General features: G+C 71.3%; 22 protein-coding genes. 14 read left to right on the forward strand and 8 right to left on the reverse strand.

Going from position 1 to position 26,319, the window contains the following annotated elements; translation table 11 throughout:
* On the forward strand, window positions 1–636 hold the full coding sequence (locus VZF99_RS00800; RefSeq protein ID WP_096906265.1) for a hypothetical protein: 636 nt from the start codon (window positions 1–3) through the stop codon (window positions 634–636).
* Here VZF99_RS00800 and VZF99_RS00805 read toward each other — a convergent pair.
* A complete protein-coding gene (locus tag VZF99_RS00805) occupies window positions 633–2,207 on the reverse strand; it encodes a glutamate synthase-related protein (RefSeq protein WP_407335453.1) in 1,575 nt (524 codons plus the stop codon). The genes VZF99_RS00800 and VZF99_RS00805 overlap by 4 nt on opposite strands.
* 104 nt (window positions 2,208–2,311) lie before the next feature.
* On the opposite strand from VZF99_RS00805, the gene VZF99_RS00810 reads away from it, so the two are divergent.
* Window positions 2,312–2,956, forward strand: a complete 645-nt coding sequence (locus tag VZF99_RS00810; RefSeq protein WP_253002975.1) for a maleylpyruvate isomerase family mycothiol-dependent enzyme — start codon at window positions 2,312–2,314, stop codon at window positions 2,954–2,956.
* A gap of 25 nt (window positions 2,957–2,981) precedes the next feature.
* Here VZF99_RS00810 and VZF99_RS00815 read toward each other — a convergent pair whose 3' ends face one another.
* Window positions 2,982–4,103, reverse strand: a complete 1,122-nt coding sequence (locus VZF99_RS00815) for a glycerate kinase (RefSeq protein ID WP_120285067.1) — start codon at window positions 4,101–4,103, stop codon at window positions 2,982–2,984.
* Between the two features lie 107 nt (window positions 4,104–4,210).
* Entirely contained in the window at window positions 4,211–4,954 is a 744-nt protein-coding gene (locus VZF99_RS00820) for a hypothetical protein (protein ID WP_407335454.1), read from the reverse strand.
* A 224-nt stretch (window positions 4,955–5,178) separates the two neighbouring features.
* Here VZF99_RS00820 and VZF99_RS00825 point away from each other — a divergent pair, with 224 nt between their 5' ends.
* Complete coding sequence (locus tag VZF99_RS00825; protein WP_407335455.1) at window positions 5,179–6,693, forward strand: AAA family ATPase; 1,515 nt, start codon at window positions 5,179–5,181, stop codon at window positions 6,691–6,693.
* A gap of 51 nt (window positions 6,694–6,744) precedes the next feature.
* On the opposite strand, the gene VZF99_RS00830 is transcribed toward VZF99_RS00825, so the two are convergent.
* Window positions 6,745–7,896 (reverse strand): DUF4185 domain-containing protein, encoded by a 1,152-nt coding sequence (locus VZF99_RS00830; protein WP_407335456.1) that lies wholly within the window; start codon window positions 7,894–7,896, stop codon window positions 6,745–6,747.
* A gap of 110 nt (window positions 7,897–8,006) precedes the next feature.
* Between VZF99_RS00830 and VZF99_RS00835 the strand changes: the two genes are divergently transcribed.
* On the forward strand, window positions 8,007–8,570 hold the full coding sequence (locus VZF99_RS00835) for a hypothetical protein (protein WP_407335457.1): 564 nt from the start codon (window positions 8,007–8,009) through the stop codon (window positions 8,568–8,570).
* 52 nt (window positions 8,571–8,622) lie between these two features.
* Here the strand turns inward: VZF99_RS00835 and VZF99_RS00840 are convergent, their stop codons facing one another.
* The gene (locus VZF99_RS00840; RefSeq protein ID WP_407336155.1) at window positions 8,623–9,909 is read right to left on the reverse strand and encodes a DUF4921 family protein; all 1,287 of its coding nucleotides are present in this window, start codon (window positions 9,907–9,909) and stop codon (window positions 8,623–8,625) included.
* Window positions 9,910–10,144: 235 nt separating this feature from the next.
* Here VZF99_RS00840 and VZF99_RS00845 point away from each other — a divergent pair, with 235 nt between their 5' ends.
* The 7 genes from VZF99_RS00845 to VZF99_RS00875 all read left to right on the forward strand — a co-directional run bounded on the left by VZF99_RS00845 (window position 10,145) and on the right by VZF99_RS00875 (window position 19,814).
* A complete protein-coding gene (locus tag VZF99_RS00845; protein ID WP_407335458.1) occupies window positions 10,145–11,674 on the forward strand; it encodes a hypothetical protein in 1,530 nt (509 codons plus the stop codon).
* Window positions 11,675–11,937: 263 nt separating this feature from the next.
* Entirely contained in the window at window positions 11,938–16,539 is a 4,602-nt protein-coding gene (gltB, locus tag VZF99_RS00850; RefSeq protein WP_185952031.1) for a glutamate synthase large subunit, read from the forward strand.
* Window positions 16,532–18,004 carry a glutamate synthase subunit beta gene (locus VZF99_RS00855; RefSeq protein WP_067714930.1) on the forward strand — a complete coding sequence of 491 codons (1,473 nt, stop codon included), beginning with the start codon at window positions 16,532–16,534 and terminating at the stop codon, window positions 18,002–18,004. Before gltB ends, VZF99_RS00855 begins: the two co-directional genes overlap by 8 nt.
* 88 nt (window positions 18,005–18,092) lie before the next feature.
* Window positions 18,093–18,461 carry a hypothetical protein gene (locus VZF99_RS00860; RefSeq protein WP_185952030.1) on the forward strand — a complete coding sequence of 123 codons (369 nt, stop codon included), beginning with the start codon at window positions 18,093–18,095 and terminating at the stop codon, window positions 18,459–18,461.
* 25 nt (window positions 18,462–18,486) lie between these two features.
* Window positions 18,487–18,786, forward strand: a complete 300-nt coding sequence (locus VZF99_RS00865) for an RNA-binding S4 domain-containing protein (protein WP_235027950.1) — start codon at window positions 18,487–18,489, stop codon at window positions 18,784–18,786.
* Window positions 18,786–19,340 carry a hypothetical protein gene (locus tag VZF99_RS00870; RefSeq protein WP_067714925.1) on the forward strand — a complete coding sequence of 185 codons (555 nt, stop codon included), beginning with the start codon at window positions 18,786–18,788 and terminating at the stop codon, window positions 19,338–19,340. Before VZF99_RS00865 ends, VZF99_RS00870 begins: the two co-directional genes overlap by 1 nt.
* Before the next feature lie 111 nt (window positions 19,341–19,451).
* The gene (locus VZF99_RS00875) at window positions 19,452–19,814 is read left to right on the forward strand and encodes a hypothetical protein (protein ID WP_253002981.1); all 363 of its coding nucleotides are present in this window, start codon (window positions 19,452–19,454) and stop codon (window positions 19,812–19,814) included.
* A gap of 64 nt (window positions 19,815–19,878) precedes the next feature.
* On the opposite strand, the gene rraA is transcribed toward VZF99_RS00875, so the two are convergent.
* The gene (rraA, locus tag VZF99_RS00880) at window positions 19,879–20,361 is read right to left on the reverse strand and encodes a ribonuclease E activity regulator RraA (RefSeq protein WP_120285049.1); all 483 of its coding nucleotides are present in this window, start codon (window positions 20,359–20,361) and stop codon (window positions 19,879–19,881) included.
* 133 nt (window positions 20,362–20,494) lie between these two features.
* Here rraA and VZF99_RS00885 point away from each other — a divergent pair, with 133 nt between their 5' ends.
* From VZF99_RS00885 to VZF99_RS00895, 3 genes are all read left to right on the forward strand, one after another.
* Entirely contained in the window at window positions 20,495–21,661 is a 1,167-nt protein-coding gene (locus VZF99_RS00885; protein WP_120285047.1) for an amidohydrolase family protein, read from the forward strand.
* A complete protein-coding gene (locus VZF99_RS00890; protein ID WP_120285045.1) occupies window positions 21,658–23,175 on the forward strand; it encodes a phospholipase D-like domain-containing protein in 1,518 nt (505 codons plus the stop codon). Before VZF99_RS00885 ends, VZF99_RS00890 begins: the two co-directional genes overlap by 4 nt.
* Window positions 23,176–23,299: 124 nt before the next feature.
* Window positions 23,300–24,364 (forward strand): hypothetical protein, encoded by a 1,065-nt coding sequence (locus VZF99_RS00895; protein ID WP_407335459.1) that lies wholly within the window; start codon window positions 23,300–23,302, stop codon window positions 24,362–24,364.
* Between the two features lie 202 nt (window positions 24,365–24,566).
* Here VZF99_RS00895 and VZF99_RS00900 read toward each other — a convergent pair whose 3' ends face one another.
* Window positions 24,567–25,454, reverse strand: coding sequence for an oxidoreductase (locus VZF99_RS00900; RefSeq protein WP_407335460.1), 888 nt, complete (start codon window positions 25,452–25,454; stop codon window positions 24,567–24,569).
* Between the two features lie 55 nt (window positions 25,455–25,509).
* The gene (locus tag VZF99_RS00905; RefSeq protein ID WP_407335461.1) at window positions 25,510–26,304 is read right to left on the reverse strand and encodes a MerR family transcriptional regulator; all 795 of its coding nucleotides are present in this window, start codon (window positions 26,302–26,304) and stop codon (window positions 25,510–25,512) included.
* Window positions 26,305–26,319: the final 15 nt, after the last annotated feature.

Raw genomic sequence — 26,319 nt, forward strand, 5'->3', positions numbered from 1 at the left:
ATGGACACGGATCGCACGGCCTCCGCTGACCCGCTCGACGCCCCCGTCGGGTTCCTCACCCCCGAGCTGCGGGCTGACCTGCTGAGACGCTGGAACGAGCCACAGCGGCGGTACCACAACGAGACGCACCTGCGGGCCGTGCTCCGGGCCGTGGACGCGCTCGAGGCGGACGGGGAGACCTTCGACGCCACGGCGGTCCGGCTGGCCGCATGGCTGCACGCCGCGGTGTTCGATCCCGCGGGCGCGGAGAACAACGAGAAGTCGGCGGCGCTGGCCGAGGAACTGCTCGACCCGGCCGCGCCCGTCGAGGAGGTCGCGCGCCTCGTCCGCCTCATGGGCGGGCACCGGATCGAGCCCGGAGACCTCGACGGGGCCGTCCTCTCGGACGCCGATCTGGCCGTGCTGGGTGCCGACCCGGAGACCTACGATACCTACGCCGCGGACGTGCGGCACGAGTTCGCCCACGTCCCGGGCGAGAGGTTCGTCGCCGGGCGGATCGCCGCGCTCGAGGGACTGCTCGAGCGCAGGTCCGTGTTCCTCACCCGCGCGGGTCGCGACATGTGGGAGAAGCAGGCCCACGCCAACCTCAACCGCGAGCTGGGCCTGCTGCGCGCGGGGGCCGCCGGGGGCGACTAGTCCGGTTCGACGCCCGGCGGGGTGGTCGCCGCGGTGTGCTCGGCGACGCCGGCGGCGACCATGATCTCGGTGACGGCCCGCGCGTCGTCCGGTCCGGGCAGCCCCCAGCCGTCCCCGTAGCCGTAGATCTCGGCGAGCGTGTGCGAGTCCCGGGTGCCGCGGGCGAGTTCGACATCGGTGGGCCCGATCAGGCCGGGGTGGGGGACGCCGACGGCGCCGGCGACCTTGACGAGCTCGCGTCGTAGCGACCGGATGTAGTTGGAGCAGCGTTCGGCCATCGCGGTGGGCTCCACCCCGCGCACCAGCCACGGGTTCTGGGTGGCGACACCGGTGGGGCAGCCGCCGGTGTGGCACTTCTGCGCCTGGATGCACCCCACCGACAGCATGGCCTCCCGCGCGACGTTGATCATGTCCACGCCCAGTGCGAGCGCGACCACGGCGTTCTCCGGGATGCCGAGCTTGCCGGCGCCGATGAACACGACGTCATCGGTGAGTCCCGCCTCGGCGAAGATCGAGTACACGCGCGGGAAGCCGAGGCGGAAGGGCAGGGACACCGCGTCGGTGAACACGAGCGGACCGGCGCCTGTGCCGCCCTCCCCGCCGTCGATCGTGATGAAGTCGACGCCGCGGTCGCGCGGGAGCATCGCGGTGGCGAGTTCCTCCCAGAAGGTCATGTCGCCGATGGCCGACTTGATGCCGACGGGCAGGCCGGTGCGGTCGGCGATGTCCTCGACGAGGTCGAGCATCGAGTCGACGTCGCTGAACGCGGTGTGCCGGGAGGGGCTCGCGCAGTCCTCGCCCATCGGGATCCCGCGGATCGCGGCGATCTCCTCGCTGATCTTGGCCGCGGGGAGGAGTCCGCCCAGGCCGGGTTTGGCGCCCTGGGAGAGCTTGATCTCGATCGCCCGGATCGGGTGCTTCTCGGTGAGCGCGACCAGCTTGTCGATGTCGAACCGGCCGCGGTCGTCGCGGACCCCGAAGTAGGCGGTGCCGATCTGGAAGATGAGGTCCGCGCCGTTCTGGTGGTAGGGGCTCAGGCCGCCCTCACCCGTGTTGTGGAGGGCTCCCGAGAGGGCGGCACCCCGGCCCAGGGCCTCGACCGCGGGCGCGGAGAGCGAGCCGTAGCTCATCGCCGAGATGTTGACCAAAGAGTCCGGCCGGAACGCGCGAGCCCGGCCGCGGGCGGCGCCGAGCACCTTGGCGGGCGGGAGCGGGAGCTGCTGTCCGGAATGGGGGAGCGCGGACAGGGTGACGTCACTGAAGGTGCGCTGTTTGATGATCGGGTAGCCCTCGAGGAACTCGATATCGTTGTCCGTACCGAACCCGAACGTGGTCCCCCGGGACTCGGCGGACTCGTAGATCCAGTCGCGCTGATCCCGGGTGAACGGCCGTTCCTCGTCGTTGCTGGCGACGATGTACTGCCGCAGCTCGGGTCCGATGGCGGTCAGCGCCATGCGGGCGTGTCCGAGGACGGGGAACGTCCGCAGGATCGGGAACCTGGTCTGCCGCAGGTCCGTGGCCGCGACCGCGGCCAGGGCGGCCAGGGGCGCGCCGAGGAGCCACTTGCGCATGTCGACCTCCAGTCGGGGGCGGGGACGGTTCCATCATGGACCACACCGCCGGGCGGGGCCGCGTGGTTCGATGAGACCACCCCAACCGCGACGGAGGAGTTCTCATGGGCCGCACCCGTGCCGACCGGGACCGACTGTGGGCGGCGATCCACGTGGAACGCGCGGCCCTGGCCGACGAGCTGGGGGCATTGCGCGACGCGGAGTGGCGCACCGGGTCGCTGTGCACCCGGTGGAGCGTGGAGGAGGTCCTCGCCCATCTGACGGCGGTCGCCCGGACGGGCCGGGTCCGGTGGGTCCGCAGCATCGTGGGTGCGGGGTTCGACACCGACAAGCACAACCGGCGGAGGATGCGGGAGCAGCTCCGCGACAGCCCCGGCGGGACGCTGGAGAACTTCGTCGACTCGTCGTCGCTCCGCGTGTCACCCTTCGGGGACCCCGCGGCGTGGCTCGGCGAGACGATCGTGCACGCGGAGGACATCCGCCGGCCCCTCGGCCTGACCCGCGCCTACCCCGTCGATCCCCTGACCGGGGTCGCGCGGTTCTATGCGTCGCAGGACTTCGCGGTGAACAGTGCGAGGCTCGTGAAGGGACTGCGCCTACGGGCGACCGACGGGCCGTTCGAGGCCGGCGCAGGTCCGGAGGTGGAGGGGCCGACGCTGGCGCTGGTGATGGCCATGGCGGGCCGGCCGGTGTTCCTCGACGAGCTGTCCGGCGGTGGAGTGGACGAACTGCGCCGGCGTATCGGCTGACCGCACCGCTGGTGACAACGCCGCCTCAGGGCAGGATGCGGGAGACGACCTCGGCGGCGACCTCCTCGAGCAGCGGGCCCGCGTTGGCGATGGAACGGGCCAGGTCGGGTTCCCGTTCGGTGAGTGCGGCCGCCGCCGCGAACCCGGCCTCGGCGACCCGGTCGGCCCCCAGATCCAGGCGGCCACACACCGCGACCACCGGGACGGCGTGGGACCGGCACAGGGCCGCCACTCCCATCGGGGTCTTGCCGTGCATGGTCTGGTCGTCGAGTCGGCCCTCGCCCGTGATCACCAGGTCGGCGGCGGACAGGACGTCCTCGAGACCGGTGAGGGTGCCGAGCACCTCGAACCCCGGGTCGAGGGAGGCGCCGAGCAGCTCACGGGCGATGAAGCCGACCCCGCCGGCCGCGCCGGAGCCGGGCGCATCCGGGTCGACGTCGAGTCCCTGCGCGCGCAGGACCCGCACCAGGCGGGTCAGGCCGGCCTCGAGCTCGTCGAGTTGGTCCGGGGTCGCGCCCTTCTGCGGGCCGTAGACGCGGGCCGCGCCCAGCGGACCGAGCAGCGGGTTGTCCACGTCGCAGGCGACGAGGATGCGGGCGGCGCGGACGGCCGGGTCGAGGCCGTCGAGGTCGATCCGGTCGAGGTTGACCAGCGCGCCGCCGCCGTCGGGCAGCTCCGTGCCGGAGGAGTCCAGGAAACGCGCACCGAGAGCGGCGAGCATCCCGGCGCCGCCGTCGGTGGACGCGCTGCCGCCGATGCCCAGGTGGATGTTGCCGCGGCCGGATCGCAGCGCGGCCAGCATCACCTCGCCGACCCCGCGGCTGGACGCCTCCAGGGGGCGGGCCTCGCCGCCGGGCAGTCGCAGCAGGCCGCAGGCGTCCGCCATCTCCACGAACGCGGTGTCGGGGTCGATGGCGGCGAACGAGGTCTCGACCGGCTCGCCGGTGGGCCCCGATGCCGTGACGGGCACGGTCCGGGCGCCGCCGGCGACCATCACCTCGAGACTGCCGCCCCCACCGTCGGCGACCGGGCGTTCCAGCACATCGGTGTCGGGGTGCGCCCGACGGGCGCCCTCGGCCGCGTGGTGGCACGCCTCGACAGCGGTGAGGGAGCCCTTGAAGGCCCCGCAGGCCACGACGATCGTCACACCTGCATCATCCCCCATGAGTGTCGGCGGACACACGACGGCCCGGGATCGTGAGGGGGAGGGTCACGATCCCGGGCCGGGAAGGCGCGTCGTGGACGCGGGGGTTATCAGCCCAGCGAGCCGAAGTTCAGTCCGGCGTCGGCCTCGACCTCGGCGTCGGCGCCCACGGTGGTGGCGTCGGCGTCGGTGTCGTCCTCGGCGCCGGAGCTCAGGCCGGCGAGCGACCCGCTCAGCGACCCGGTCTCGGCGGCGGTCTCATCGACGGGGGCCTCGTCGGTGGTCTCGTCACCCGAGCCGAGCGAACCGCTGGTGGCCGGGGCCTCCTCGGTCACCGCGGCGGTCGTGACGCCGTCGGTGTCATCGGTGGTCTCGTCGCTGCTGCCCAGCGAGCCGAGGTCCAGCGAGCCGCTGTCGGCGTCGGCGTCGGTCGCATCCTCGTCGGCGGAGCCGGTGGCCGACCCGGTCGCGGTCTCGGTCTCGTCCTCGGCGGAACCGGAGTTGCCGTCGATCAGCGCGCTGCCGGTGTTCGGCGAGACGCCGAGGCTACCCAGCTCGACGGAGCCCGGGTTGGGGGTCTCGGCATCGAGGTTGAGGTTGAACGCCAGGCTGCCCAGGTCGAGGTTGAGGTCGGTGCCCAGGGCGCCCTCGAGGCTGCCACCGTCGCCCGCGAGCTCGGCGAGGCTGCCGCTGTCACCTGCGAGGTCCTCGAGGCTGGCGGTGGGGTCGGTGGGGGCCTCGGTCTGCGCGGCGGCCAGGCCGGGGAACGCGATGGCGGCACCGAGTCCGAACGCGCCGACGGCGGCGATCTTCGCGGTGGTGCGGTTGGTGGTCTTCCGGTGAGTGTTCGTCATAGAGCACGTCTCCGATCTACATCGACCCCGATGTCTCTCATCGCGGGCACCCCGGTCGGAAGCGAGGTGCGTCGGCGACCCTACAAGCGGCCTGCGAGAGCGCAAGGGGTCCGAATCGTGAGGGCGCGTTGATGTAACACTCCGGTCACTCGCGTGTCCCCGGGGGGTCGGGCGGGTCCGTCGGAGGCGCCACGGGCGGCGTTGTGCCTGCCTAGGCTGGGTCCATGACCGTGTCCGGAGCATCCGATCCCGCGACGCCGGGCCCTCCGGGCCTCGTGGAGACCCACAGTGCGCTCATCATCCTCTGGGGTGACCAGGCTCACAAAGTGCGCAAGCCACTGGATCTCGGCTTCCTCGACAACACCACCGTCGAGGCGCGGGCGGAGCAGAGCCGCCGTGAGGTCGAGCTCAACAGTCGGCTGGCCCCGGACGTCTACACCGGCGTGCTGGAGGTGAGGGGCCCCGACGGCGAGGTGATCGATCACGTCGTGCGGATGCGTCGCCTCCCCGCGCACCGGAGCCTCGCCGCGCTGGTGCGGTCGCGGCAGGAGGGCTCGACCGGGGACGGCGATCCGGACATCGTGGCCGGCATCCGCGAGGTGGCCCGGCAGATCGACCACCTCCACGCCGCCAGCCCCCGCTCGGAGGAGATCGACGCCGCGGGCTCCCCCGCCGCGGTGGCGCGGTTGTGGGCGGAGTCCCTCGACCACCTGCGCGGACTCGACGTGGGTAGGGACGCCCCGGAGATCGTCGACGACATCGCGGCCCTGGCGTCGGGCTACCTGCGGGGGCGGGCCCCGCTGCTGCGGTCCCGCGTGGCGGCCGGCCGGGTCGTCGATGGCCACGGGGACCTCCTCGCCGCCGACGTCTACCTCACCGACGACGGACCGCGGGTGATCGACTGCCTCGAGTTCGACGACCGGCTCCGGTTCGGCGACGCGATGCTGGACATCGCATTCCTGGCGATGGATCTCGACGCCGCGGGGGCGCGGGACCTCGCCGTCGTCCTCCTCGAGGCCTACCGCGACTTCTCCGGCGATGACGCGCCGCCCTCGCTGGTCCACCACTACATCGCCTACCGTGCCCTGGTCCGCTCCAAGGTGACCGCCATCCGCGCCGAGCAGGCCGACGACGGGGCCGCCGGCGGCGAGGCCCGCCGGACGCTGGTGTTGGCGGACCGGGCGGTCGACTCACTGCTGCGGTGCCGTGTCCGTCTGGTGCTGGTGGGCGGGGTGTCCGGGTCCGGTAAGTCCACGCTGGCCGCGCCGCTGGCCGAGGCGCTGTCGGCGGACCTGCTGCGTTCCGACGTGGTCCGCGGGGAGATCGCGGGCGCCGCCGCCGACCGGTATTCGGACGCGGCGATCGACGCGGTCTACGCGGAGATGCTCGCCCGCGCCGCCGGGCTGCTCGCGCAGGGGCGAACGGTGGTGCTGGACGCCACCTGGCTGGAGCCACGGCGCCGCGCGGAGGCCGAGACCGTGGCCGCGGACGCGCACGCCGAGCTGGTGGAGATCGCGTGCACCGCGCCCCGCGACGAGCTGGTTCGGCGGATCACCGCGCGGGCGGCCGCGGGCGCCGACCCGTCCGAGGCCACGGTGGAGGTCCTGGACTCCCAGCTGGTGGCGACGGCGCCGTGGCCGGACGCGATCGAGGTGGACACCGCCGGGCTCGACGTGCGCGACCGCGCCGCCGTGCACCCGTGGGCCGAACGCGAGCTGGGGCCGCTGCCCTGGGCGTGAGCCGTCAGTGCTCCTGGTGCACCGGGCCCCCGGTTGAGCCGCGATCCTGGCTCAGCCGCGCGGCGGCCGCGGGATCGAGCCGACGAACTGCATGGACCGGTACGGCCACCCGGCGGGCCCGGCGGCCGAGTCGTGGGTGTTCCACTGGCTCACCACGAAGTGCCACTCCTGCGGCGTGGACCCCGGCACCGGGCAACCGCAGTAGAGCTGGGCGACCCGCGCGGGCCCGGCCCCGGGGTCGGAACCGTCCGACTCGTCGCCCCACGCACTCCCGTGCAGGAGCGTGGTGTGCGTGGTGACCGAGCGGTCGAGCAGGTCGGCCCCGATGTGCGGGAACGTCAGACAGTCGATGCGGTAGTGCTCGGCATCGAAGTAGGTGAGGGTCCAGAAGTCCTCGCACCGACGCAGGTACATCTCGCCGATCCGGCCGGGCAGCACGATGGTCGTGGGATTGCCCCAGCCCCAGGCGCCCTTCCGGAAGCCCCAGGTCTGCCACCTGCGGAGGTCGGGATCCGCGAGGTGCTCCTCACGCACCCGCATGAGGATGACGCCCTTGTCCCGTTGGAACCCTGTGGACAGGACGTAGACGAACCCGTCCCCGCCGAGCTCCCACGTCCACAATTGGCGATGGCCGCCCTCCAGGAGGGGCGAGAACTCCGCCCCGGTGGGCTCCCAGGTCCGGCCGTCGTCGGTCGACCGGTGGATCCGGGTGCGGGTGACCGTGCCCAGGCCGTCGTTGACCATGACGTGCAGGTACATGGTGTCGCCGATGGTGAGCACGTCGCTCGGGAGGACGGTCGAGCAGCCGCGGCCGTGGACATAGTCGATCAGTTGGGCGGCGTAGTCCCGCGGGCCCGGGCCGGCGGCGTCCGTCCACTCGAGCCCTTCGGACAGGTCGACGGTGTCGGAGAACAATCCGGCGGGGGAGCGCCAGTCCGGGTTTCCGGGTCCGGGACGCTCATCCGTGGTGGGGGCACACTGCTCGATACCCGGGTGCGGACGCCCCACATGGGGGGCGCCCATCCCGGCGCCGGCGAAGGTGTCGCCGAACACCGCGAGCAGGCGCCCGGACGGGGTTCGGGTCAGGATGCCCAGATCCGTCCCTTCCATCCCGAAAGCCGTGGTGATCCCGGGTCCGGTGAGGTCCCGGACCTTGCGGGTGGCCGATGTGCGGGACGCAGTGGGCGGCGGCGGATCCTTCATGGGGCCGACGCTACCGCGCAACCGGTCGGGCGGCACCAGACTCGTTGTCAGGTCACAATTCTGGCGAAGCGGGCCCCACGCCCCGAACCGCGGGGCGTATGGTCATCGGCGTGACCCATCCCTTCGCACGGGCCGGGCGGGAGCTCGTCCCCGGCCACTGGCTCGGCCCCGCAGCCGTTCTGGCGCTCGGGTGTGCCACGGCGTGGACGCTCATCGGGTTCGGACACGGCGCGCCGTTGGCGGCCGTGGTGCTCGTCGCGGCACTGGTGCTGGCCCTGTGGAACTCCCCGCTGCGCGCCTCCGGTCACGAGCCACTCCAGACCGTGCGGTCCGTCGCCGACGCGGGTCGCGCCGTGGTGGTGCTGTGGAGGCCGGGGTGCCCTTATTCGTCGGCGCTGCGTCGCCGGGCCGCCCGTGAGGGACTCGACGTCCACTGGGTCAATATCTGGCGGGACCAGGACGCCTATCAACTGTGTTGCAGCATCAACGGCGGCTCGGAGGAGACGCCCACCGCGATGCTGCTCGACGCGGGTCTCGCCGCGCCGGTGGTGATCCCGGCCTCCGTCCCGGGCATCCGTGAGGCCACCGCCGCCCCCGCGCGGGGCGTCATCCACACGCGTGTCGTCTCACGCGCCTCCGGCCGCGTCCGCGGCCTCGGCGTCCGCGGCCACTGACCCGCCCTCCCGCCGGCCGGGCGTGGCCACCACCTCGTCGTCGTCGTCGTCCTCACCGCCCGTACCGAAGTGCCCCCCGCACGTCCCCGCACTCGGTGCCCACCGCCATGTGGGCGATCCGGCCCTGCGCGCGGAGCTCTGCCAGGCGCGGTACCACCCGGTCACGCAAGCCCCACGGGTCGATCGTGTTGACGTAGACGCCGGTCGCGCCCTCGAAACCGGCGGGTGTCGAGATGCGCCACTTCAGCACGATCCGCCACGGCATGGCCGCGACACCCCGTTCAGGCGGGCGGGTGTGCCACTCCTCGTTACACGGCACCAGCCGACCCGTCGCCGCGTGGCAGGCGTGCAGCAGATCCGAGACGCCGCGCAGCTCGGCCGCCGAATGCTCCCACGGCGCGCTCGCCGCCGACCGCGAGTAGACCACCAGCGCGGGGTAGCGGTGCCCCACGCCCACCACCGCGACCGCGTGCTCGTTTTCCGCCAGCACCAACCCCTCGGCCGCGGCGTGGTCCACACCGAGCCGGTTGTAGAGGTCGGGGTCGCCGCCCAGCGCGGCCGCCTCGCGGGCGGTCTTGGCGGGGATCTCGTCGATCGCCACCAGCTGTTTGTGCAGGTGCGCGAACGAGGCGCCCGCGGGCGCGAGCCAGTTCTGGAACACCGACACGTACCGCGCGTGTGCGTTGTCGCGGTACAGGCCTCGCATCGCGCGGACCGTGAAGGCGGTGAACTGCTCGTGCTCGGCGGGGGTCAGGTCGCCCGACGCGGCGTGGCGGTCGCTGGAGGTGGCGCCGTCGGTGAGATGACGGCGTGCCACCACCACGTCGTGACAGCCGCCGAAGAAGCTCTCCGAGTGCGTGGCCAGTTCGGCCGGGCCCATGGCATCCACGGCCGACGGGTCGCCCTGCGCTGCGGCGATGCGGGCGCGGACCAGCGCGCGGACGTGCTCGGCGCCGGACGGGGTCGCGAGATACGCGGACTGGTGGGCGGCCGCGCGGGCCGGGAGGCGGTAACCGTGCACGGCCTTCCAGTAGTCCAGTGAGACGATCTCGAAGAGATTGCCGAACAGCCGGAACTCCGGGGTCGTGGCATCGAGCTCGTCGGCGGACACCTCCTCGAGCACCCGCCAGGTGTCGCCGTCGCGGATTACGCGCGCCTTCTCCGGGGTGGTCTCGCGCAGCCGGGTCACACAGAACGGGCAGTGCGCCTCCGCGGCGGACGGGTCCACCGCGGTGACCCGCCCGGGGGAGTGGTCGATGGGCCGGTGCGCCCGACCGGGCACGGTCCACACCTCGGTGCCGGTGAACGGATTGGTCTGCTTGACCGTGCCGTCCGCCATGCGGCGAAGCGGCGGGACCGGGGACGACAGGGTGTGGGGCGCAGTGGTCACCCATCGAGCGTAGGTGGCCGCAGGCCGCTGACGAGGTCAAATATATGTCGTTTCACCGGTAGTAATGTGATCTAGGTAACAGTATTCTGAGTTTCCGCGATGTTTAGGTCAGGTAAGGGGATCGGTGCCAGCGATCCGCTGCATCCTCCGACAGAAGCAAGGGACACCGAGAGAAGGATCGACTATGTCTTCGAAACGCGCACGACATCTGAGGGCGGCGGCGCTCACCAGCGCAGCGCTGCTCGCTGCCGCCGGTTCGCCGGCGATCGCAGGTGCCCAGACCGGGTCGCTCAACGGCGAGCTCGGTCTGAACCTCGAACTGCTGCTCGGTTCGGCCGGGTCGGGTGAGGGCGGATCGCTCGACGGAGGCATACCGAGCGGCTCGCTGGATCCCGGCTCGCTGGAGCCGCTGTCCGCTGGTTCCGATACCGGCTCGGATGATCTCTCGGGGCCCGGTTCGGTGGACCCCGGATCCGTGCCGTCGGGGTCGTCCCCGGACACCGGATCGCTCAACCCGGGATCGCTCGACCCCGGTTCGCTGGACCCCGGCTCCCTGGACCCCGGCTCCCTGGACCCAGCCTCGCTGCAGCCGTTGTCCGCGGGGTCCGATGCCGGGTCGGATGACGTGGGCTCTGACGAAGGGTCGCTGGAGGAGGGGTCCCTGGATGCGGGTTCCCTGGCGCCGTTGTCGGCGGGCTCGGATGCCGGCTCGGACGACGGGTCGATGGACCCCGGTTCCGCCGAGGGCGGATCGCTCGTGGCCGTGACTCTGCTCCTGGCGCTCGGATCGTCCGGTTCCGAGGCGGGTGATGGCTCGCTGGCGCCGCTGTCAGCCGGTTCTGAGGGCGGGTCGGAGGATCTGGGATCGGATGACGGGTCGTTGGAGGGGTCGCTGGATGCGGGTTCGCTCGCGCCGTTGTCGGCCGGTTCTGAGGGCGGGTCGGACAACGAGCCCGGGGAGGGGTCGGTCGACCTCGGTTCACTCGCGCCCGGGTCCCTTGCTCTGGGCTCCCTGCCTCTCGCATCGGTGGGAGGATCGCTGGCGCCGTTGTCGGCGGGTTCCGATGCCGGGTCCGATGACATGGGTTCGGACGACGGGTCGTTGGAGGGGTCCCTGGCGCCGTTGTCGTCCGGTTCTGATGCAGGTTCGGGCAACGGGACGGGAGAGGGTTCGCTCGACGGGTCGTTGGAGGGCTCCCTCGACGGGGGTTCCCTCGCACCGTTGTCGGCCGGGTCCGATGAAGGGTCGCTGGAGGAAGGCTCGTCTGAGGGCTCCCTGCCGATGGGATCTCTCGAACCGGGATCGGCCACCGGCTCCCTCGCTCCCCTCGGGTCCCTCACGGCGTCGCTGGCCCCACTCGGGTCCGCAGGATCGGCTGCGGGGTCACTGCCGCTGCTGCTGCCTGTCGCGCTCATCGGCGGTTCCGTGGCTGCTGCACCGATGATCCTGCAGGTGGGCGCGGACATGGGGATCGCGCTTCCGCCGCTGCCGGGCCTCCCCGCTCCGGTCGCGGCAGCGCCGGCGGTCGCCGCGCCGCCGGTTGCGCCCGGACCCTCGACGCCCAACGGGCGTGGAGGCGAACCGGGTGTCGCCGGAGTCGGAGGCGCCGCGGTGGGCGTCAATGCCGCCATCGTGATGACCGGCTCGCTGGGTGACTACGAAGTGGCGCTGCCGGACGGTGTCACGTTGCCACCAATGCCGTTCATTCGGTGAGTTATCTGAGAGAAGGCCCGCCCCGGGAGCATTCGCCCGGGGCGGGCCTTCCGCCATCTCGGGAGGGCGTGAGGCGCGTACCCTGAGAGAAATCTCACAAGGTGGACTCGGCTTCCCATGTCAGGGGCCACAGTTTGACTTTCCCGATTTGTGTGCTGCGCCCCTTCTGCCCATATTATTTCCGAGTCAGAGCACTTCGGTCCTCTGAGTACGGGTGCTCCAGACACCACGGAGTCCGCCCGTCGACAAGCGAAGGCGAATACATGATGACGACTCCCGGCCCCAAGAGCCTGTACCGCCCTGAATACGAACACGACTCGTGTGGCGTCGCGTTCGTTGTGGATATGTACGGACGCAAGTCCCGGGACATCGTCGAGAAGGCGATCGCCGCACTGGTGAACCTCGAGCACCGCGGCGCCGTTGGCGCCGAGGCCAACACCGGTGACGGCACGGGCTTGTTGATCCAGGTACCGGACTTGTTCCTCCGCGAAGTGATGCGTGAGGAGCAGGACGTAGAACTGCCTGAGGCCGGTGCATATGCCACCGGCCTTTGTTTTCTCCCCCAGTCCCGCATGCTCGCGATGGACGCCATGCGGATGGTGGAGCGGATCGCCGCCGAACAGGGCGTGTCCGTGATCGGGTGGCGTGAGGTCCCGGTCGACGACTCCACGGTCGGCGCGATCTCACGCGACGCGCAGCCCAGCATCCACCAGATCTTCGTCAAGGCCGCCGGCCCCGGAGGGGCGCTGCTCACGGAGCTGGACCTCGAGCGCAAGTGCTTCGTCGTGCGCAAGCGCTGCGAGCACGAGCTGGGCTCCAAGGGGCCCGGCAAGGGTGACCTCGGCTCGGAGACCGTGTATTTCCCGTCCCTGAGCCCTCGGACCTTCGTCTACAAGGGCATGCTCACCGAGAAGCAGCTCCCGGAGTTCTACCTGGATCTCCAGGACGAGCGTGTGGAGTCCGCCCTGGGCATCGTCCACTCCCGCTTCTCCACCAACACGTTCCCGGCATGGCCGCTGGCGCATCCCTTCCGCTACGTCGCCCACAACGGTGAGATCAACACCGCCCGCGGTAACGAGAACTGGATGCGGGCCCGCGAGTCACTCATGTCCAGCGAGCACATCGAGGACCTGTCGGCGGCACTGCCCATCTGCACCCCGGGCGGCTCCGACACCGCGCGCTTCGACGAGGCGCTGGAACTGCTGACGCTGGCAGGGCGCACCCTGCCCCACGCCGTGCTCATGATGGTCCCCGAGGCGTGGGAGCGCCACGAGACGATGGACCCGGCCAAGCGGGCGTTCTACGAGTACCACGCCTCCCTCATGGAGGCATGGGACGGACCGGCGTCGATCACGTTCACCGACGGCACCGTGATCGGCGCCGTACTCGACCGCAACGGTCTGCGCCCGTCCCGGATCTGGGTCACCGACGACGGGCTCGTCGTCATGGCCTCCGAAGTCGGCGTCCTCGACATCCCCCAGGACAAGGTCGTCACCAAGACCCGCCTACGCCCGGGCCGGATGTTCCTGGTCGATACCGCCCAGGGGCGGATCATCGACGACGAGGAGATCAAGACCGAGCTGGCCGCCGAGCACCCGTACCAGCAGTGGCTCGACGAGGGCATGGTCCGACTCGGGGATCTCCCGCAGGTCGACCACCCGTACATGCCGCACGAGCGTGTCGTGCTGAGACAGCGGGTCTTCGGATTCACCGAGGAGGAGCTCCGGATCCTCGTCTCGCCGATGGCCGGGGCGGGTGCGGAGGCGATCGGATCGATGGGCACCGACACGCCGCTGCCGGTCCTGTCGGAGCGCTCACGGATGCTGTTCGACTACTTCGCGCAGCGCTTCGCCCAGGTCACCAACCCGCCGCTGGACGCGATCCGCGAGGAGCTCGTCACCAGCTACGGTGTGACGCTCGGCCCCGAGGGCGATCTCATCCACCCGGGCCCGGAGTCGTGCCGCCAGATCCGCCTGGACAACCCGATCCTCGGCAACGACGAGCTGTCGACGCTGATGGCGGCCGGCGAGACCCGTCCCGGTCTGCGATCGGTGGTCGTCCGCGGCCTGTACAACGTCGCTCACGGCGGCCGCGGCCTGCGCATCGCCCTGGAACGGATCCGTCGCGAGATCTCCCACGCCATCGAGGATGGTGCCACGATCATCGTGCTGTCGGATCGTGAGTCGGATGAGCGCAACGCGCCGATTCCGTCGCTGCTCCTCACCTCGGCCGTGCACCACCACCTCGTCCGCGAGAAGACCCGTACCCGGGTCAGCCTCGTGGTCGAATCCGGAGACGCCCGCGAGGTCCACCACATGGCGGTCCTCTTCGGGTACGGCGCCGAGGCGATCAACCCGTACATGGCGTTCGAGTCCATCGACGAGCTCGTCAAGACCGGTCACCTCACCGGGGTGGACACCCCCGCGGCCTGCGCCAATTACCGCAAGGCCGCCGCGAAGGGCGTGCTCAAGGTGATGTCCAAGATGGGCATCTCGACCCTGGCCTCGTACACGGGTGCGCAGCTCTTCGACATCACGGGGCTCTCGCAGGAGTTGTGCGACGAGTACTTCACCGGCTCGATCAGCCCCATCGACGGCATCGGGCTCGACGAGATCGCCGAGGACGTGGCCCGTCGCCACCGCTTCGCGTTCCTGCCGCGGCCGGAGGAGGCCGCGCACCGCGAGCTCGAGATCGGCGGGGAGTACCAGTGGCGCCGGGAAGGCGAGTACCACCTGTTCAACCCGGACACGGTGTTCAAGCTCCAGCACTCCACGCGCTCCGGTCGCTACGAGATCTTCAAGGAGTACACCCAGCTCGTCGACGACCAGTCGGAACGTCTGGCCACCCTCCGCGGCCTGTTCGAGCTGAAGGGGACCCGTCCCCCGGTGCCGATCGAGGAGGTCGAGCCCGTCTCGGAGATCGTCAAGCGGTTCTCCACGGGCGCGATGAGCTACGGCTCCATCTCGGCCGAGGCCCACGAGACGCTGGCGATCGCCATGAACCGTCTCCACGCCCGGTCCAACTCGGGCGAGGGCGGCGAGTCGATCGACCGCTTCAGCCCCGACCCCAACGGTGACTGGCGCCGGTCGGCCATCAAGCAGGTGGCCTCAGGCCGGTTCGGTGTGACCAGCAACTACCTGGCCAACTGCACCGATATCCAGATCAAGATGGCCCAGGGCGCCAAGCCGGGCGAGGGCGGCCAGCTCCCGCCGGGGAAGGTCTACCCGTGGGTCGCCGAGGTTCGTGGCTCGACCCCGGGCGTCGGGCTGATCTCGCCGCCGCCGCACCACGACATCTACTCGATCGAGGACCTGGCGCAGCTCATCTACGATCTGAAGAACGCCAACCCCGAGGCCCGGATCCACGTCAAGCTCGTGGCCGAGCAGGGTGTGGGCACCGTCGCGACGGGTGTGTCCAAGACGCACGCCGACGTGGTGCTCATCTCCGGCCACGACGGTGGCACCGGCGCGTCTCCGCTGACCTCGCTCAAGCATGCGGGCGGCCCGTGGGAGCTGGGTCTCGCCGAGACCCAGCAGACCCTGCTGGTCAACGGCCTGCGGGATCGGATCGTCGTCCAGGTCGACGGGCAGCTCAAGACCGGGCGCGACGTCATCGTCGCGGCGCTGCTCGGCGGCGAGGAGTTCGGATTCGCGACGGCTCCGCTCGTGGTGGCCGGCTGCGTGATGATGCGCGTGTGCCATCTCGACACCTGCCCCGTCGGTGTCGCCACCCAGAACCCGATCCTGCGCGAGCGGTTCAACGGCAAGGCCGAGTACGTGGTGAACTTCATGGAGTTCATCGCCGAGGAGGTGCGCGAGTACCTCGCCGAGCTCGGGTTCCGTTCGCTGGACGAGGCGATCGGACACTCCGAATGCCTCGACAAGTCGCGGGCGTTCGCCCACAACAAGCGGGTCGCGAAGCTCGACCTGGCGCCGATCTTCGCCCAGGCGGAGTCCCCGTTCATGCACCAGGACCTGCGGAACACCAAGTCGCAGGACCACAAGCTCGAGGGCGTCATCGACCGCCGGCTCATCGAGGACTGCCGCTCCGTGATCGCTGATCCCGCGACGGGGCCGTTCGCGGGCAGCTACCCGATCTGCAACGTGAACCGCTCGGTGGGCACCATGCTCAGCCACGAGATCTCCAAGGCGCACGGTGGTGCCGGGCTCCCGGGGGGATCGATCGACCTGAGCTTCACGGGGTCCGCCGGCAACTCGCTCGGGGCGTTCCTCGCCTCCGGCGTGACCGTGCGGGTGTTCGGTGACGCCAACGACTACGTGGGCAAGGGACTGTCCGGGGGACGCATCGTCGTCCGCCCGGCGGAGGACGCCGCCCCCGATTTCGCGGCCGAGAACAACATCATCGCCGGCAACGTGATCTGCTACGGCGCCACCGCCGGCGAGGTATTCCTCCGCGGCATCGTGGGCGAGCGCTTCTGCGTGCGCAACTCGGGCGTCACCGCGGTGGTGGAGGGCGTGGGCGACCACGCCTGTGAGTACATGACGGGTGGACGCGTCGTCGTGCTGGGGGAGACGGGACGCAACGTCGCGGCCGGCATGTCCGGTGGCGTCGCCTACTTCTACGACCCGCAGGGCGTCCTGCCCGAGAACCTCAACGTGGAGCTCGTCGACACCGACGAGCTGACCAGCGAGGACGTGGAATTCCTCCGCGGCATCGTGGAGCGCCACGTGGAGGAGACCGATTCGGCCCGGGGCCGGGAGATCCTCGGTGGTTGGGCCCAGAACGTGAATCATTTCGCCAAGGTCATGCCGCGCGACTACAAGCGCGTGCTGCTGGCCATCGAGCAGGCGGAGAAGGACGGACGCAACGTGGACGAGGCGATCATGGAGGCCGCAAATGGCTGACCCGAAGGGCTTTCTCAAGCACACCGAGCGGGAGCTGCCCGAACGCCGCCCCGTCGACCTGCGCATCATGGACTGGAAGGAGGTCTACGAGTCGACGACCCTCCCGGAGGATCACCTGAAGACCCAGGCCTCCCGCTGCATGAGCTGCGGTGTGCCGTTCTGCCACCAGGGGTGTCCGCTGGGCAACATCATTCCCGAGTGGAATGACCTGGTGCACCGCGGGAAGTGGGACGCGGCGGTCGACCGTCTGCACGCGACCAACAACTTCCCTGAGTTCACCGGCCGGCTCTGCCCCGCGCCGTGTGAGGGCTCCTGCGTCCTGGGGATCAACCAGCCGCCCGTGACGATCAAGCAGATCGAGGTGGAGATCGCCGAGGCCGCGTGGGCCGACGGCGGCATGGCACCGGTGATCCCGTCGTTCCGTACGGGTCAGACCGTCGCGGTCGTGGGTTCGGGCCCGGCGGGTCTGGCCGCCGCGCAGCAGCTCACGCGCGCCGGACACTCCGTCACGGTGTTCGAGCGTGATGACCGCATCGGTGGACTCATGCGCTACGGGATCCCCGAGTTCAAGATGGAGAAGGCGGTCCTCGACCGGCGTCTCGCGCAGATGGAGGCCGAGGGAACGGTCTTCCGTTCCGGGGTCAACGTCGGCGAGGACATCACGGCGTCGCAGCTGCGGGAGCAGTTCGACGCGGTGGTGCTGAGCGGCGGCGCCACCATGAGGCGGGACCTGCCCGTGCCCGGCCGTGAGCTGGAGGGCATCCATCAGGCCATGGACTACCTGCCCCTGGCCAACAAGGCCGCGGTCGGCGACCCGGTGGTGGATGCCGACGGGTTGCCCGCCATCCACGCGCGGGACAAGCACGTCATCATCATCGGTGGCGGCGACACCGGCGCGGACTGCCTCGGCACGGCGACCCGTCAGGGGGCCAGGTCGGTCAAGAGTTTCGAGATCATGCCCCGCCCGCCGGCGACGCGTGCGGCCTCGACCCCGTGGCCGATGTACCCGCTGATGTTCCGCACGGCCTCCGCCCACGAGGAGAACGGTGAGCGCGTCTACGGCGTGTCCACCGCCGAGTTCGTGGGGGAGAACGGGCACGTCACCGCCCTCAAGGGTTCCGAGGTGAGGATGGTGGACGGGCGCTTCGAGCCCGTTCCCGGTACGGACTTCGAGTACCCGGCGGATCTGGTGCTGTTGGCGATGGGCTTCACGGGTGCCCAGAAGGCCGGACTCTGTTCCGACCTGGGGGTGGACTTCACCGACCGCGGAAACGTGGACCGTGACGGCACTTACGCGACCAATGTCGACGGCGTGTTCGTGGCCGGCGACATGGGCCGCGGGCAGTCGCTCATCGTGTGGGCCATCGCGGAGGGGCGCGCCGCCGCCGCCTCGGTGGATCGCTTCCTCATGGGGGAGACGGCGCTGCCGGAGCCGGTCCGACCGACGGACGTGGCACAGCGCTGAGATCCGCCGTGGCGCCTGACCTTAATGGAACCTAAGATCAGGTCTATTCTGATAGCAGGCCGCCCGGCCTCCGTCTCGGAAGGCATCCATGGTCCGCCGTCGCCCCGCCAGCATGATCGCCGCGCTCTGCGCTGCGGTCGTCCTGGCCGGGGCGCCGGTGGCCTCGGCCCAGCTGCCGGGACCGGGCGCCCAGCTCTCGGGACCGGGCGGCCGGGCCGTGGTGACGGACCTGCCCGTGCTGAGCGAGTTGCCACCATTGCCGTCCAGGGGCGAGTCCCCCGACGTGGACGAGCAGGAGGTCGACGACGCCTCGGGCATGTCGGGCGTTCAGATCATCGCGCTGGCGTTGGCCGCTGCGGCACTGGTGGCCGGCGGGACGGGGCTGGCCCTGGTGACGCGACGCGGCCGCGGGGACCTGCCCGGCGATCAGCCCGCGAGGACGGGTCCGCTCGCGTGACGGCGCGCCCGATAGGCTCGGGCGTATGAGCCGCCACATCGCAGGACGAGGACGGACCGGCCGGGCGACACCCCCGCCGGCCGGTCCACCCGTCGACGACGTCGAATGCGACCTGAGCAGCAAGCTGACGCTCGGGCAGTTCCTCAAGCTGGCATCACTGCTCGATTCGGGTGCCGAGGCCAAGGACGCGGTCGCCTCCGGCGCCGTGAGCGTCAACGACGAGGTGGACACCCGTCGCGGTCGCGGCCTGGTCGACGGCGACGTGGTGGAGATCGGGGGCCGCGCAGCCCGGGTGGTCGCGCGCGACGGACGGGGAGAGGCCTGATGGCGGACGAGACGCGGCGGACGATCCAGGCTCCGGTGGTGCTGCACGACGATGACCCCGGCGCCAGGCGCTACGCCACCTGGCTCGCCGAGGAATTCGACACCGGGGCCACCCATCACGACGCCGTGGACCCGGCCGAACTCGTCGTCGCCGGGACGGTCGTCCTCGTCACCGGGATGCGGGCGGCCGGCGGGCTGGGTGGTTCGGCGTTCATCCGCGACAACTGGGAGGCGCTCGTCGAGGCCGGGCGCCGGGTCGCCGTCGTCATGGTGGGCCCGACTCCGGTCACCGATGACGCCCGGATCGAGCTCATGTCGAGTGAGTTCTCGGGCGATCAGCTCCGCGATCTCAAGCTCTTCCAGTTGCGGGGCGTGGTCACCCCGGACCAGCTGGGATTCCGGCAGCGGCTGGGCGTGAAGACCGCTCTCGCGGCGCTGCGTCGCAAATCCGAGCGCACCCCGGAGGAGGAGTCCATGCTCGAGTTGGGTGGGCTGGACCTCACCGACCGGGTCTCACTCGGGCCCCTGCTGCGCTGGATCCGCCGCGAGGCCTGATCGGCCGAGCGGGCCGGAAAGCCGCGTCGCGCGCCACACTGGTGTGACCCCCGATACCATCTCCTGGGTGAGACCCCGCCGTGGGGCGGGGCGACGACCCGGAGGATCCCGATGCGCACGACCACCCTCGCAGCGACCGTCTCGGCACTCGCCGCCGCCACCCTGCTGACCGGAGCCGGAACGGCGGCGGCAGACGAGCCGGACGAGTCCGCGGATATGGGAACGATTCGCAGCGTGCTCCTCGCTCCCAACGTGGGGGAGGCGCTCGGCAGCATCGGCTACGGGTCGCTCGGGACCGGCTCGCTGATGGACCTGCTCACCGGGCTCATCAACGCCGGTTCGGTCATCCTGTCGGTGGAGCTGCCCAACGCGACGGGTTCCTACGCGCCCGGGTCCCTGGGCAGCTACGGGCCCGAGGCCTCGATCGGCGACGTGCTCACCATCCCGGTCGCGAGCCTCGGGGGAGCCTCCTGAGCGACCCCGCCCGCGGGCACACCCCGCGGGCGCTCGGGCGGGTGCGACGAACGACCCGGACGGGTCAGCGCACCACGATCCCGTCGGAGTCGGCGTAGAGCGTGTCACCGGGGACGAAGTCGACCCCGCCGAAGCTCACGGTCACGTCGCGTTCGCCGTCGCCGGTCTTGCTGGACTTGCGCGGGTTCGTGCCCAGGGCCTTACAACCGAAGTCCATGCCGCCCACGACCGCCGAGTCTCGGATGGCGCCGTTGACCACGACCCCGGCCCAGCCGTTGGAACGGCCGAGCTCGGCGATGAGGTCGCCCACCAGCGCGGTGTGGAGGCTGCCGCCGCCGTCGATCACCAGGACCCGGCCCTCGCCGGGCTCGCCGAGCACGCTCTTGAGCAGTGCGTTGTCCTGGAAGCACCGGACGGTCGAGACGGGACCGAAGAACTCCGTCCGGCCACCGAGGTCGCGGAACTGGGTGTCACAGCTGCGGACGTCCTCGCCGATCTCGTCGACGAGGTCCGCGGTGGGGACGAATCCGGCGGGGGTGTCGGTCATGCGGGGCCTCCTGGGACGTGGTCTGGTCATGGCAACGCTATCCGGCCGCGCTCCCGCGGGGGAGCCCGCCGTGGGGGACAATAGCGGGTGAAGGGTGCCCCGCCATCGTCCGAGAACCAGGAAGGAGCCACCCGTGGCCCAGTACGAACTCCTGATCCACGCCCGGCGCGCGGTCGTCGACGATCGCATCCAGCAGGCGGCGGTCACGGTGGACGGGGGAGTGATCTCGTCGGTGCGGACGGGGTCGGAGGCGCGGGACATCGGTCTGGCGGGCGACCACACGATCGCCCTCGGTGATGACGTGGTCCTCATGCCGGGACTCGTCGACCCGCACGTCAGTACCGAGGACGTCGCGGTGGGCACGCGTTCGGCGGCTCAGGGCGGGATCACCTCGGTGATCGACTACGGAACCGACGGCGACCCGGTCGCGATCACCCCCGAGGACGTGGACCGCTGGCGGCAGGACGTCTCCGGCGAGTCCACGGTGGACGTCGGACTGTGGGGCGCGGCGGTTCCGGGGAATCTCGGCGGGCTCGGGACGTTGCTGGATCGTGGCGTGTTCGGGGTGTCGGCGGTGGCCGCCGGCAAGGGCGTCGCCGGTGCGCCGACCCTGGACTCCGCACAGGTGGTGGCGGCCGCCGAGGAGGTCGCGGAGGCCGGCGGGCTGTTCGCGGTGGATGCCGGGGTGGACGATCTGCCCGGGCTTCTCGAGGTCTGCCGGCGCACGGGTGGCCGGTTGCACGTCCGGGCGGTGTCCGACCACGAGGAACTGCCCCTGCTGCGCGAGGCCAGGGCGGACGGGCTGGCCGTGACCGCCTCCACCAGCCCGCACATGCTGGCGCTGGTCTCCGAGGTCACCCACGGCGGCGCTGCGGTCGCGCGGCTCGACCCGCCGATCCGGGACGCCGCCAACCGCGAGTTGCTGTGGGAGGCGTTGCGCGACGGCACGATCGACGCCGTGGCCTCGGCCCGCCTCGGGCTGTCGGTCGTGTGGACCGAGGCCCGTCGCCGGGGATTCGATCTCGCTGATGTCGCCGGGTGGATGGCCACGCGCACTGCCGGGGTCGTGGGCCTGCGGGACCGCGGTGAGATCCGGGTCGGCCTGCGCGCGGACCTCGCCGCGGTCGCCGATGACGACGCGTTCGTCGTCCTGCCCGGGACCCGTGAGCTGGGCTCTGCGGACTCGGTGTACGCCCAGCGTGCCCTGGCGGGCGTGGTGCGGTGGACGATGCGGGGCGGAACGGTGATCGACCCCCGTGCCCTCGCCCTCGGGACTGTCCTGACCCGACAGACGAAGTGAACCCCACAGTGGTGGGTCTCGACCTGTCCTTCCCGGCAGGGGTCACCTCGGGCCTGCTCATCACCGAGTACGTCATCAAGATCCTCGCGCTGGGGATGGTCCCCGAGAACCGGCAGCCGTCGTCGTCGCAGGCGTGGCTACTCGCCATCCTCTTCATCCCGGTGGTTGGCGTGCCGTTGTTCCTCCTGTTGGGCAATCCCTACATCACCGGGCGACGGCACCTCATCCAGGCCGAGGCGAACCATCTCTATGCCAGGGCGCTCGAGAAGCGGCCCACCGTTCCCGACGGGGTGCACGTGAGTCCCGGGGTGCGGACCATCCTGGACATGAACCGGACCCTCACCGCGATCCCCGCAATGTCCGGGGACTTCATCGGCCTGCATTCGGACTACACCCGGTCGTTGGCGGCGATGACCGAGGCGGTCCGTGCCGCACGGGACCACGTGCACATCGAGTTCTACGCGCAGTCGTGGGACTCCGAGACCGACGAGTTCTTCACCGCCGCGGTCGAGGCCGCCGAGCGGGGGGTCGTGGTCCGGGTGCTGGTCGACCACCTCGGGTCACTGCGCTACCGGGGGTTCACGAAACTGCGGAAGCTGCTGCGGCCGACCCCGGTGGAGTTCCACCTGATGCTGCCGGTGAACCCGTTCCGCGGCCGGTTCAGGCGGCCGGACCTACGCAATCACCGGAAGATGCTCATCGTGGACGGGGTGCACGGGTTCATCGGGTCGCAGAACCTCATCGAGCGCCACTACGGCAGTTCGCGCAACGCCCGGCTCGGCCGTGAGTGGGTCGATCTGATGATGGAGGTCCGCGGGGAGATCGTCCAGGCGATGGACAGCGTGTTCGCCGTGGACTGGTATTCCGAGTCCGGCGAGGTGATCGGCACGCTGGAGGACGTGGCGCAGGGTGCACCACTGGCGCCCGGACGCAAGGGAGGGGATCCCACGGCGGGCGACCCGGTGAGCGCGTTCCAGCTGGTCCCGTCCGGGCCGGGGTACAGGACGCAGCCGGGCCTGAGGATGTTCACCCAGCTCATCGGCCAGGCACGTGAGCGGGTGCGGATCGTCAGCCCGTACTTCGTGCCGGACGACGCTCTCCTGCACGCCATCACGTCGGCGTCGTTCCGCGGGGTGGGGGTGGAGTTGTTCGTCCCCGAACACGCCGACCAGTTCCTCGTCCACCACGCCCAGCGGTCCTACTACCGCGCGCTGCTCGAGGCCGGGGTGGTGATCCACCGCTTCCGCTCCCCGGCGGTCCTGCACACCAAGACGGTGCTGATCGACGACTACGCCGGGATCGTGGGCTCGAGCAACATGGACCAGCGCTCGTTCAACCTCAACTTCGAGATCAGTCTGCTGGTCCTGGGCGGCGAGGCGGTCGCGGAGCTCAACGACGTGGTGGACTCCTACCTCGAGGACTGCACCACGTTGGGCATCGAGACGTGGATGAGCCGCCCGTGGCCGGGGCGGTACGTCGACAACGTCGCACGTCTCACCTCCGCGCTGCAGTAGGCCGGGTCCGGCGGCGGATCGGGTCCGGCCGGACAGCCGGCGCTACGGGCGGGCGGCACCGCAGTAGTACGCTCAGCGTGCGCGGGTCGCACAGGCCCGCCCCTGCGACGAGAGGCTGTGCCCGATGCCCCAGACCCGTGGTTCCGGAGTCCGGACCAGGCGCCTCGGCGCCGCCGTCACGACCGCCGTGGTGGCGGCGGTCGCGGTCCCCGCCGTGGCGTACGCGCAGGAGGACTCGGGGTCGGGGTCAGCGCTGCCCGCCGAGACGGGCAACAGCAGTGTCGATGAGCTGGTCGGCCAGTTGCCCGAGGAGATCGTCATCGGCGGTGGGGCGCTCGGGTCCGAGGGGCTGCGCGAGACGGGCAGCGCCCCGGTGGCGGACGCCGGACTGTCCCTGGGGCAGGCCCTCGGTTCGGTGGCGCCGCTCGAGGCACTGGGGTCGGCCGGCGGGTCCGCGGCGGCGTCCGTGGCGTCCTCGGGGAGCCTGCCGGGCTCCGTCTACGCCAATCCGACCGGGTCGATCGGGTCGGGCACCATCGGGCTGGGATCGATCGCAATCCCCGAGTACATCTTCCCCGTGTTGAGCCTGCAGTTCGCGGGTGGTTTCTTCACGGCGCTGGGGGAGCGGCAGCAGGCCGGCGAGCTCTACCCGCACGAGCTGGACTTCTGGCACGGGCTGGTCGAGGGCTCGGCCGAGGGCGGCGCGCTGCTCACCGACGCCGCGGACGCCGCCGGCACCGAGCTGCCCGGCGCGCTGGCGGGGAGCATCGAGGCGGTCCAGATCGCCGCGCTACAGGATCCGTTCGAGGACAACGAGCGCCGTCGCGCCGAGGCCGAGGCGGCGGCCGCCGACGGCGGGCAGGACGCGACGGACGAGGTCGACGACGGTGAGGTCGACGACGACGAGGCCGACGTCTCCCCGGTCGGCGCGAACGGTCCCGCCGGGGACACGCAGGGCGGAACCGGCGGTGTGGGCGCCACCCTCGGCGCCGCGGCCGCGCCTGCCGCCATCGCCACGACCGCGGGGAACGCCGCCGCCGGACCCGGCGAGCAGTCGGCCCCCGCCGAGCTGTCGGCCCCCGCGGAGCTGGCCGTGACCGGCGTGGGGACCACCGCGCTGGTCGGCGTCGCCGCCGGGACGATTCTGCTGGGCGGGTTGCTGCTGGCCTTCGCCCGCCGGCGCGCGTAGGGGCCCGGCCTCGTCGTCGGCCCCTCCCGCGGGCCCGGGCAGATCGTTGCGGGGCCACTCGGAAGGCCGGGCGGTAGTCCGCGCGGAAGACCCCTCGGTAGGCCGTGCCGCCCGGGGTTTCCCGCGGGCGGTCACCCGCGGGCGGTTACCCGCGGGCGGTCATCCGCGGGCGGTTACCCGCGGGCGGTCATCCCCAGCGCACTCACCCCTGCGCGCTCATCTCCCGGCAGCGGTCCCACAGCGCGGCCGCGACCTCGCGGTCGTGCGAGGCCTTGGTGGAGTTCACGGTCGTCGGGTACCCGGTGAGCTCGCCGGGGCCGTCGGGGCCGATGTACGCGCCGCCCGCGACGGACTCCACGGTCGCGGCGTAGAGCTGCGGCAGGGCCCCACGCTCGGCCGGTTGCACGAGGAACGGGATCTTCTCCACACCCTTCATCAGCAGGTCCTGCACGCGACTGCCGCTGCGGTACTGCAGATTGGTCGCCGAGTACCCGGGGTGCGCGGCCATCGCCCTCAACGGCGACCCCGCGGCCTCGAGGCGACGCTGCTGCTCGTAGGCGAGCATGACGCAGGCCAGCTTGGAGGCGGCGTACACCGGCATCGGGGCGTAGCGGCGACGGGTCCAGTCCAGGTCGTCGGGGTCCACCGTGCCGAAGCGGTGCATCATCGAGCCCAGCCACACCACCCGGTCTGTGAGCGCCGGCGCGACGTGCTCGGTGAGCGCGAAGTGGCCGAGGACGTTGACGCCGAACTGCATCTCGTGGCCCTGCGCGGTGCGCGACCGCGGGATGTTCATCAGCCCCGCGTTGTTGAGGAGCACGTCGGGCGAGCGGCCCGCGAGCAGCTCACCCGCCGCGTGCACGGATTCGAGGTCGGCCAGATCCAACTCCACGACCTCGGCGCGGTCCGGGTGCGCGAGCCCCGCGCGGGCCGTCTCGGCGCGGCCCGTGTCACGGCAGGCCATGACCACCCGGGCGCCCGCGTCGGTCAACGCCCGGGTGGTCTGCAGGCCCAGCCCGCTGTTCGCGCCGGTGACCACGAAGGTCCGGCCGGTCTGGTCGGGGATGTCGGTAGTGGTCCATCGGCTCATGCGGGCCAGGGTACGTCCGCCGTCCGACATCGCCCACCGGCTCATGCAGGGTGGCTCACTCCCAGGTGGCGGTGTCGGGATCGACACCGTGCGCGCGGGCGTCGGCCTCGACCGCCGCGATGAGCCACTCGGTCAGGCCCGGCTCGAGCCTTTCGTAGTTCTCCGCGTACCGCTCGTCCTGCCGGTACATCCGCACGAGCAGAACCTGCATGGAGCGGGAGCAGTCGTAGAACTCCGCGATCGAGGCGCGGTGGCGGGCGACCAGTGCGGCCGCCTCCGGGGAGGCCGGGTCGATGCCGGCCCGCTTGGCCGCGGCCAGGTCGGCGTTCAGGGCGTCCGTCCCGGCCTTGACCCGCCGCCACTCGTCCTTGGACATCCCGCGGGTGCGCTGCTGCGACTGCTCCCACTGCGGGGTGTCGCCCCAGCGCTGCTCGGCCTCATCCTGCCATTCCTCCTTCCAGTCCGTGCCGAAGATCTCGGCCCGGTCCTCTGGCGTCAGTGGTGCGTTCATATCGATCGCCTCCTTCATGCGGTCGACTGCGGAGACCATCTCCTGCAGGTGCGAGATGCGTCCGACCAGCAGCTCCCGCTGGCGGGTCAGGTGGGCGCGGGCGTCGACCTCCGGGTCATCGAGCAGGCCCCCGATCTCCGCAAGCGGGAAGCCCAGTTCGCGGTAGACCAGGATCCGGTGGATACGGGCGATGTCGTCGTCGTCATAGACGCGGTAGTCCGACCACGTCCTGCCACTCGCCGGCGCCAACCCGATCCGGTCCCAGTGGTGCAGGGTCCGGACGCTCACCCCGACCAGCGCGGCGACCGCTCCCACGGTAAGCCCGTCTCTCGTCGTCATGTCTCCAGCATCTCT

Origin of the sequence: Dietzia kunjamensis, assembly GCF_045689975.1 — a bacterium.
GTDB lineage: Bacteria > Actinomycetota > Actinomycetes > Mycobacteriales > Mycobacteriaceae > Dietzia > Dietzia kunjamensis.

Coding starts and splice junctions, on each gene's coding strand:
- VZF99_RS00825 (WP_407335455.1), top strand. CDS start 5,179: ATGACCGTGTCCGGAGCATCCGATCCCGCGACGCCGGGCCCTCCGGGC.
- VZF99_RS00870 (WP_067714925.1), top strand. CDS start 18,786: ATGGCGGACGAGACGCGGCGGACGATCCAGGCTCCGGTGGTGCTGCAC.
- VZF99_RS00900 (WP_407335460.1), bottom strand. CDS start 25,454: ATGAGCCGATGGACCACTACCGACATCCCCGACCAGACCGGCCGGACC.
- VZF99_RS00875 (WP_253002981.1), top strand. CDS start 19,452: ATGCGCACGACCACCCTCGCAGCGACCGTCTCGGCACTCGCCGCCGCC.
- VZF99_RS00820 (WP_407335454.1), bottom strand. CDS start 4,954: ATGACGAACACTCACCGGAAGACCACCAACCGCACCACCGCGAAGATC.
- VZF99_RS00895 (WP_407335459.1), top strand. CDS start 23,300: ATGCCCCAGACCCGTGGTTCCGGAGTCCGGACCAGGCGCCTCGGCGCC.
- VZF99_RS00860 (WP_185952030.1), top strand. CDS start 18,093: ATGGTCCGCCGTCGCCCCGCCAGCATGATCGCCGCGCTCTGCGCTGCG.
- rraA (WP_120285049.1), bottom strand. CDS start 20,361: ATGACCGACACCCCCGCCGGATTCGTCCCCACCGCGGACCTCGTCGAC.
- VZF99_RS00840 (WP_407336155.1), bottom strand. CDS start 9,909: ATGGCGGACGGCACGGTCAAGCAGACCAATCCGTTCACCGGCACCGAG.
- gltB (WP_185952031.1), top strand. CDS start 11,938: ATGATGACGACTCCCGGCCCCAAGAGCCTGTACCGCCCTGAATACGAA.
- VZF99_RS00855 (WP_067714930.1), top strand. CDS start 16,532: ATGGCTGACCCGAAGGGCTTTCTCAAGCACACCGAGCGGGAGCTGCCC.
- VZF99_RS00845 (WP_407335458.1), top strand. CDS start 10,145: ATGTCTTCGAAACGCGCACGACATCTGAGGGCGGCGGCGCTCACCAGC.
- VZF99_RS00830 (WP_407335456.1), bottom strand. CDS start 7,896: ATGAAGGATCCGCCGCCGCCCACTGCGTCCCGCACATCGGCCACCCGC.
- VZF99_RS00805 (WP_407335453.1), bottom strand. CDS start 2,207: ATGCGCAAGTGGCTCCTCGGCGCGCCCCTGGCCGCCCTGGCCGCGGTC.
- VZF99_RS00865 (WP_235027950.1), top strand. CDS start 18,487: ATGAGCCGCCACATCGCAGGACGAGGACGGACCGGCCGGGCGACACCC.
- VZF99_RS00905 (WP_407335461.1), bottom strand. CDS start 26,304: ATGACGACGAGAGACGGGCTTACCGTGGGAGCGGTCGCCGCGCTGGTC.
- VZF99_RS00800 (WP_096906265.1), top strand. CDS start 1: ATGGACACGGATCGCACGGCCTCCGCTGACCCGCTCGACGCCCCCGTC.
- VZF99_RS00810 (WP_253002975.1), top strand. CDS start 2,312: ATGGGCCGCACCCGTGCCGACCGGGACCGACTGTGGGCGGCGATCCAC.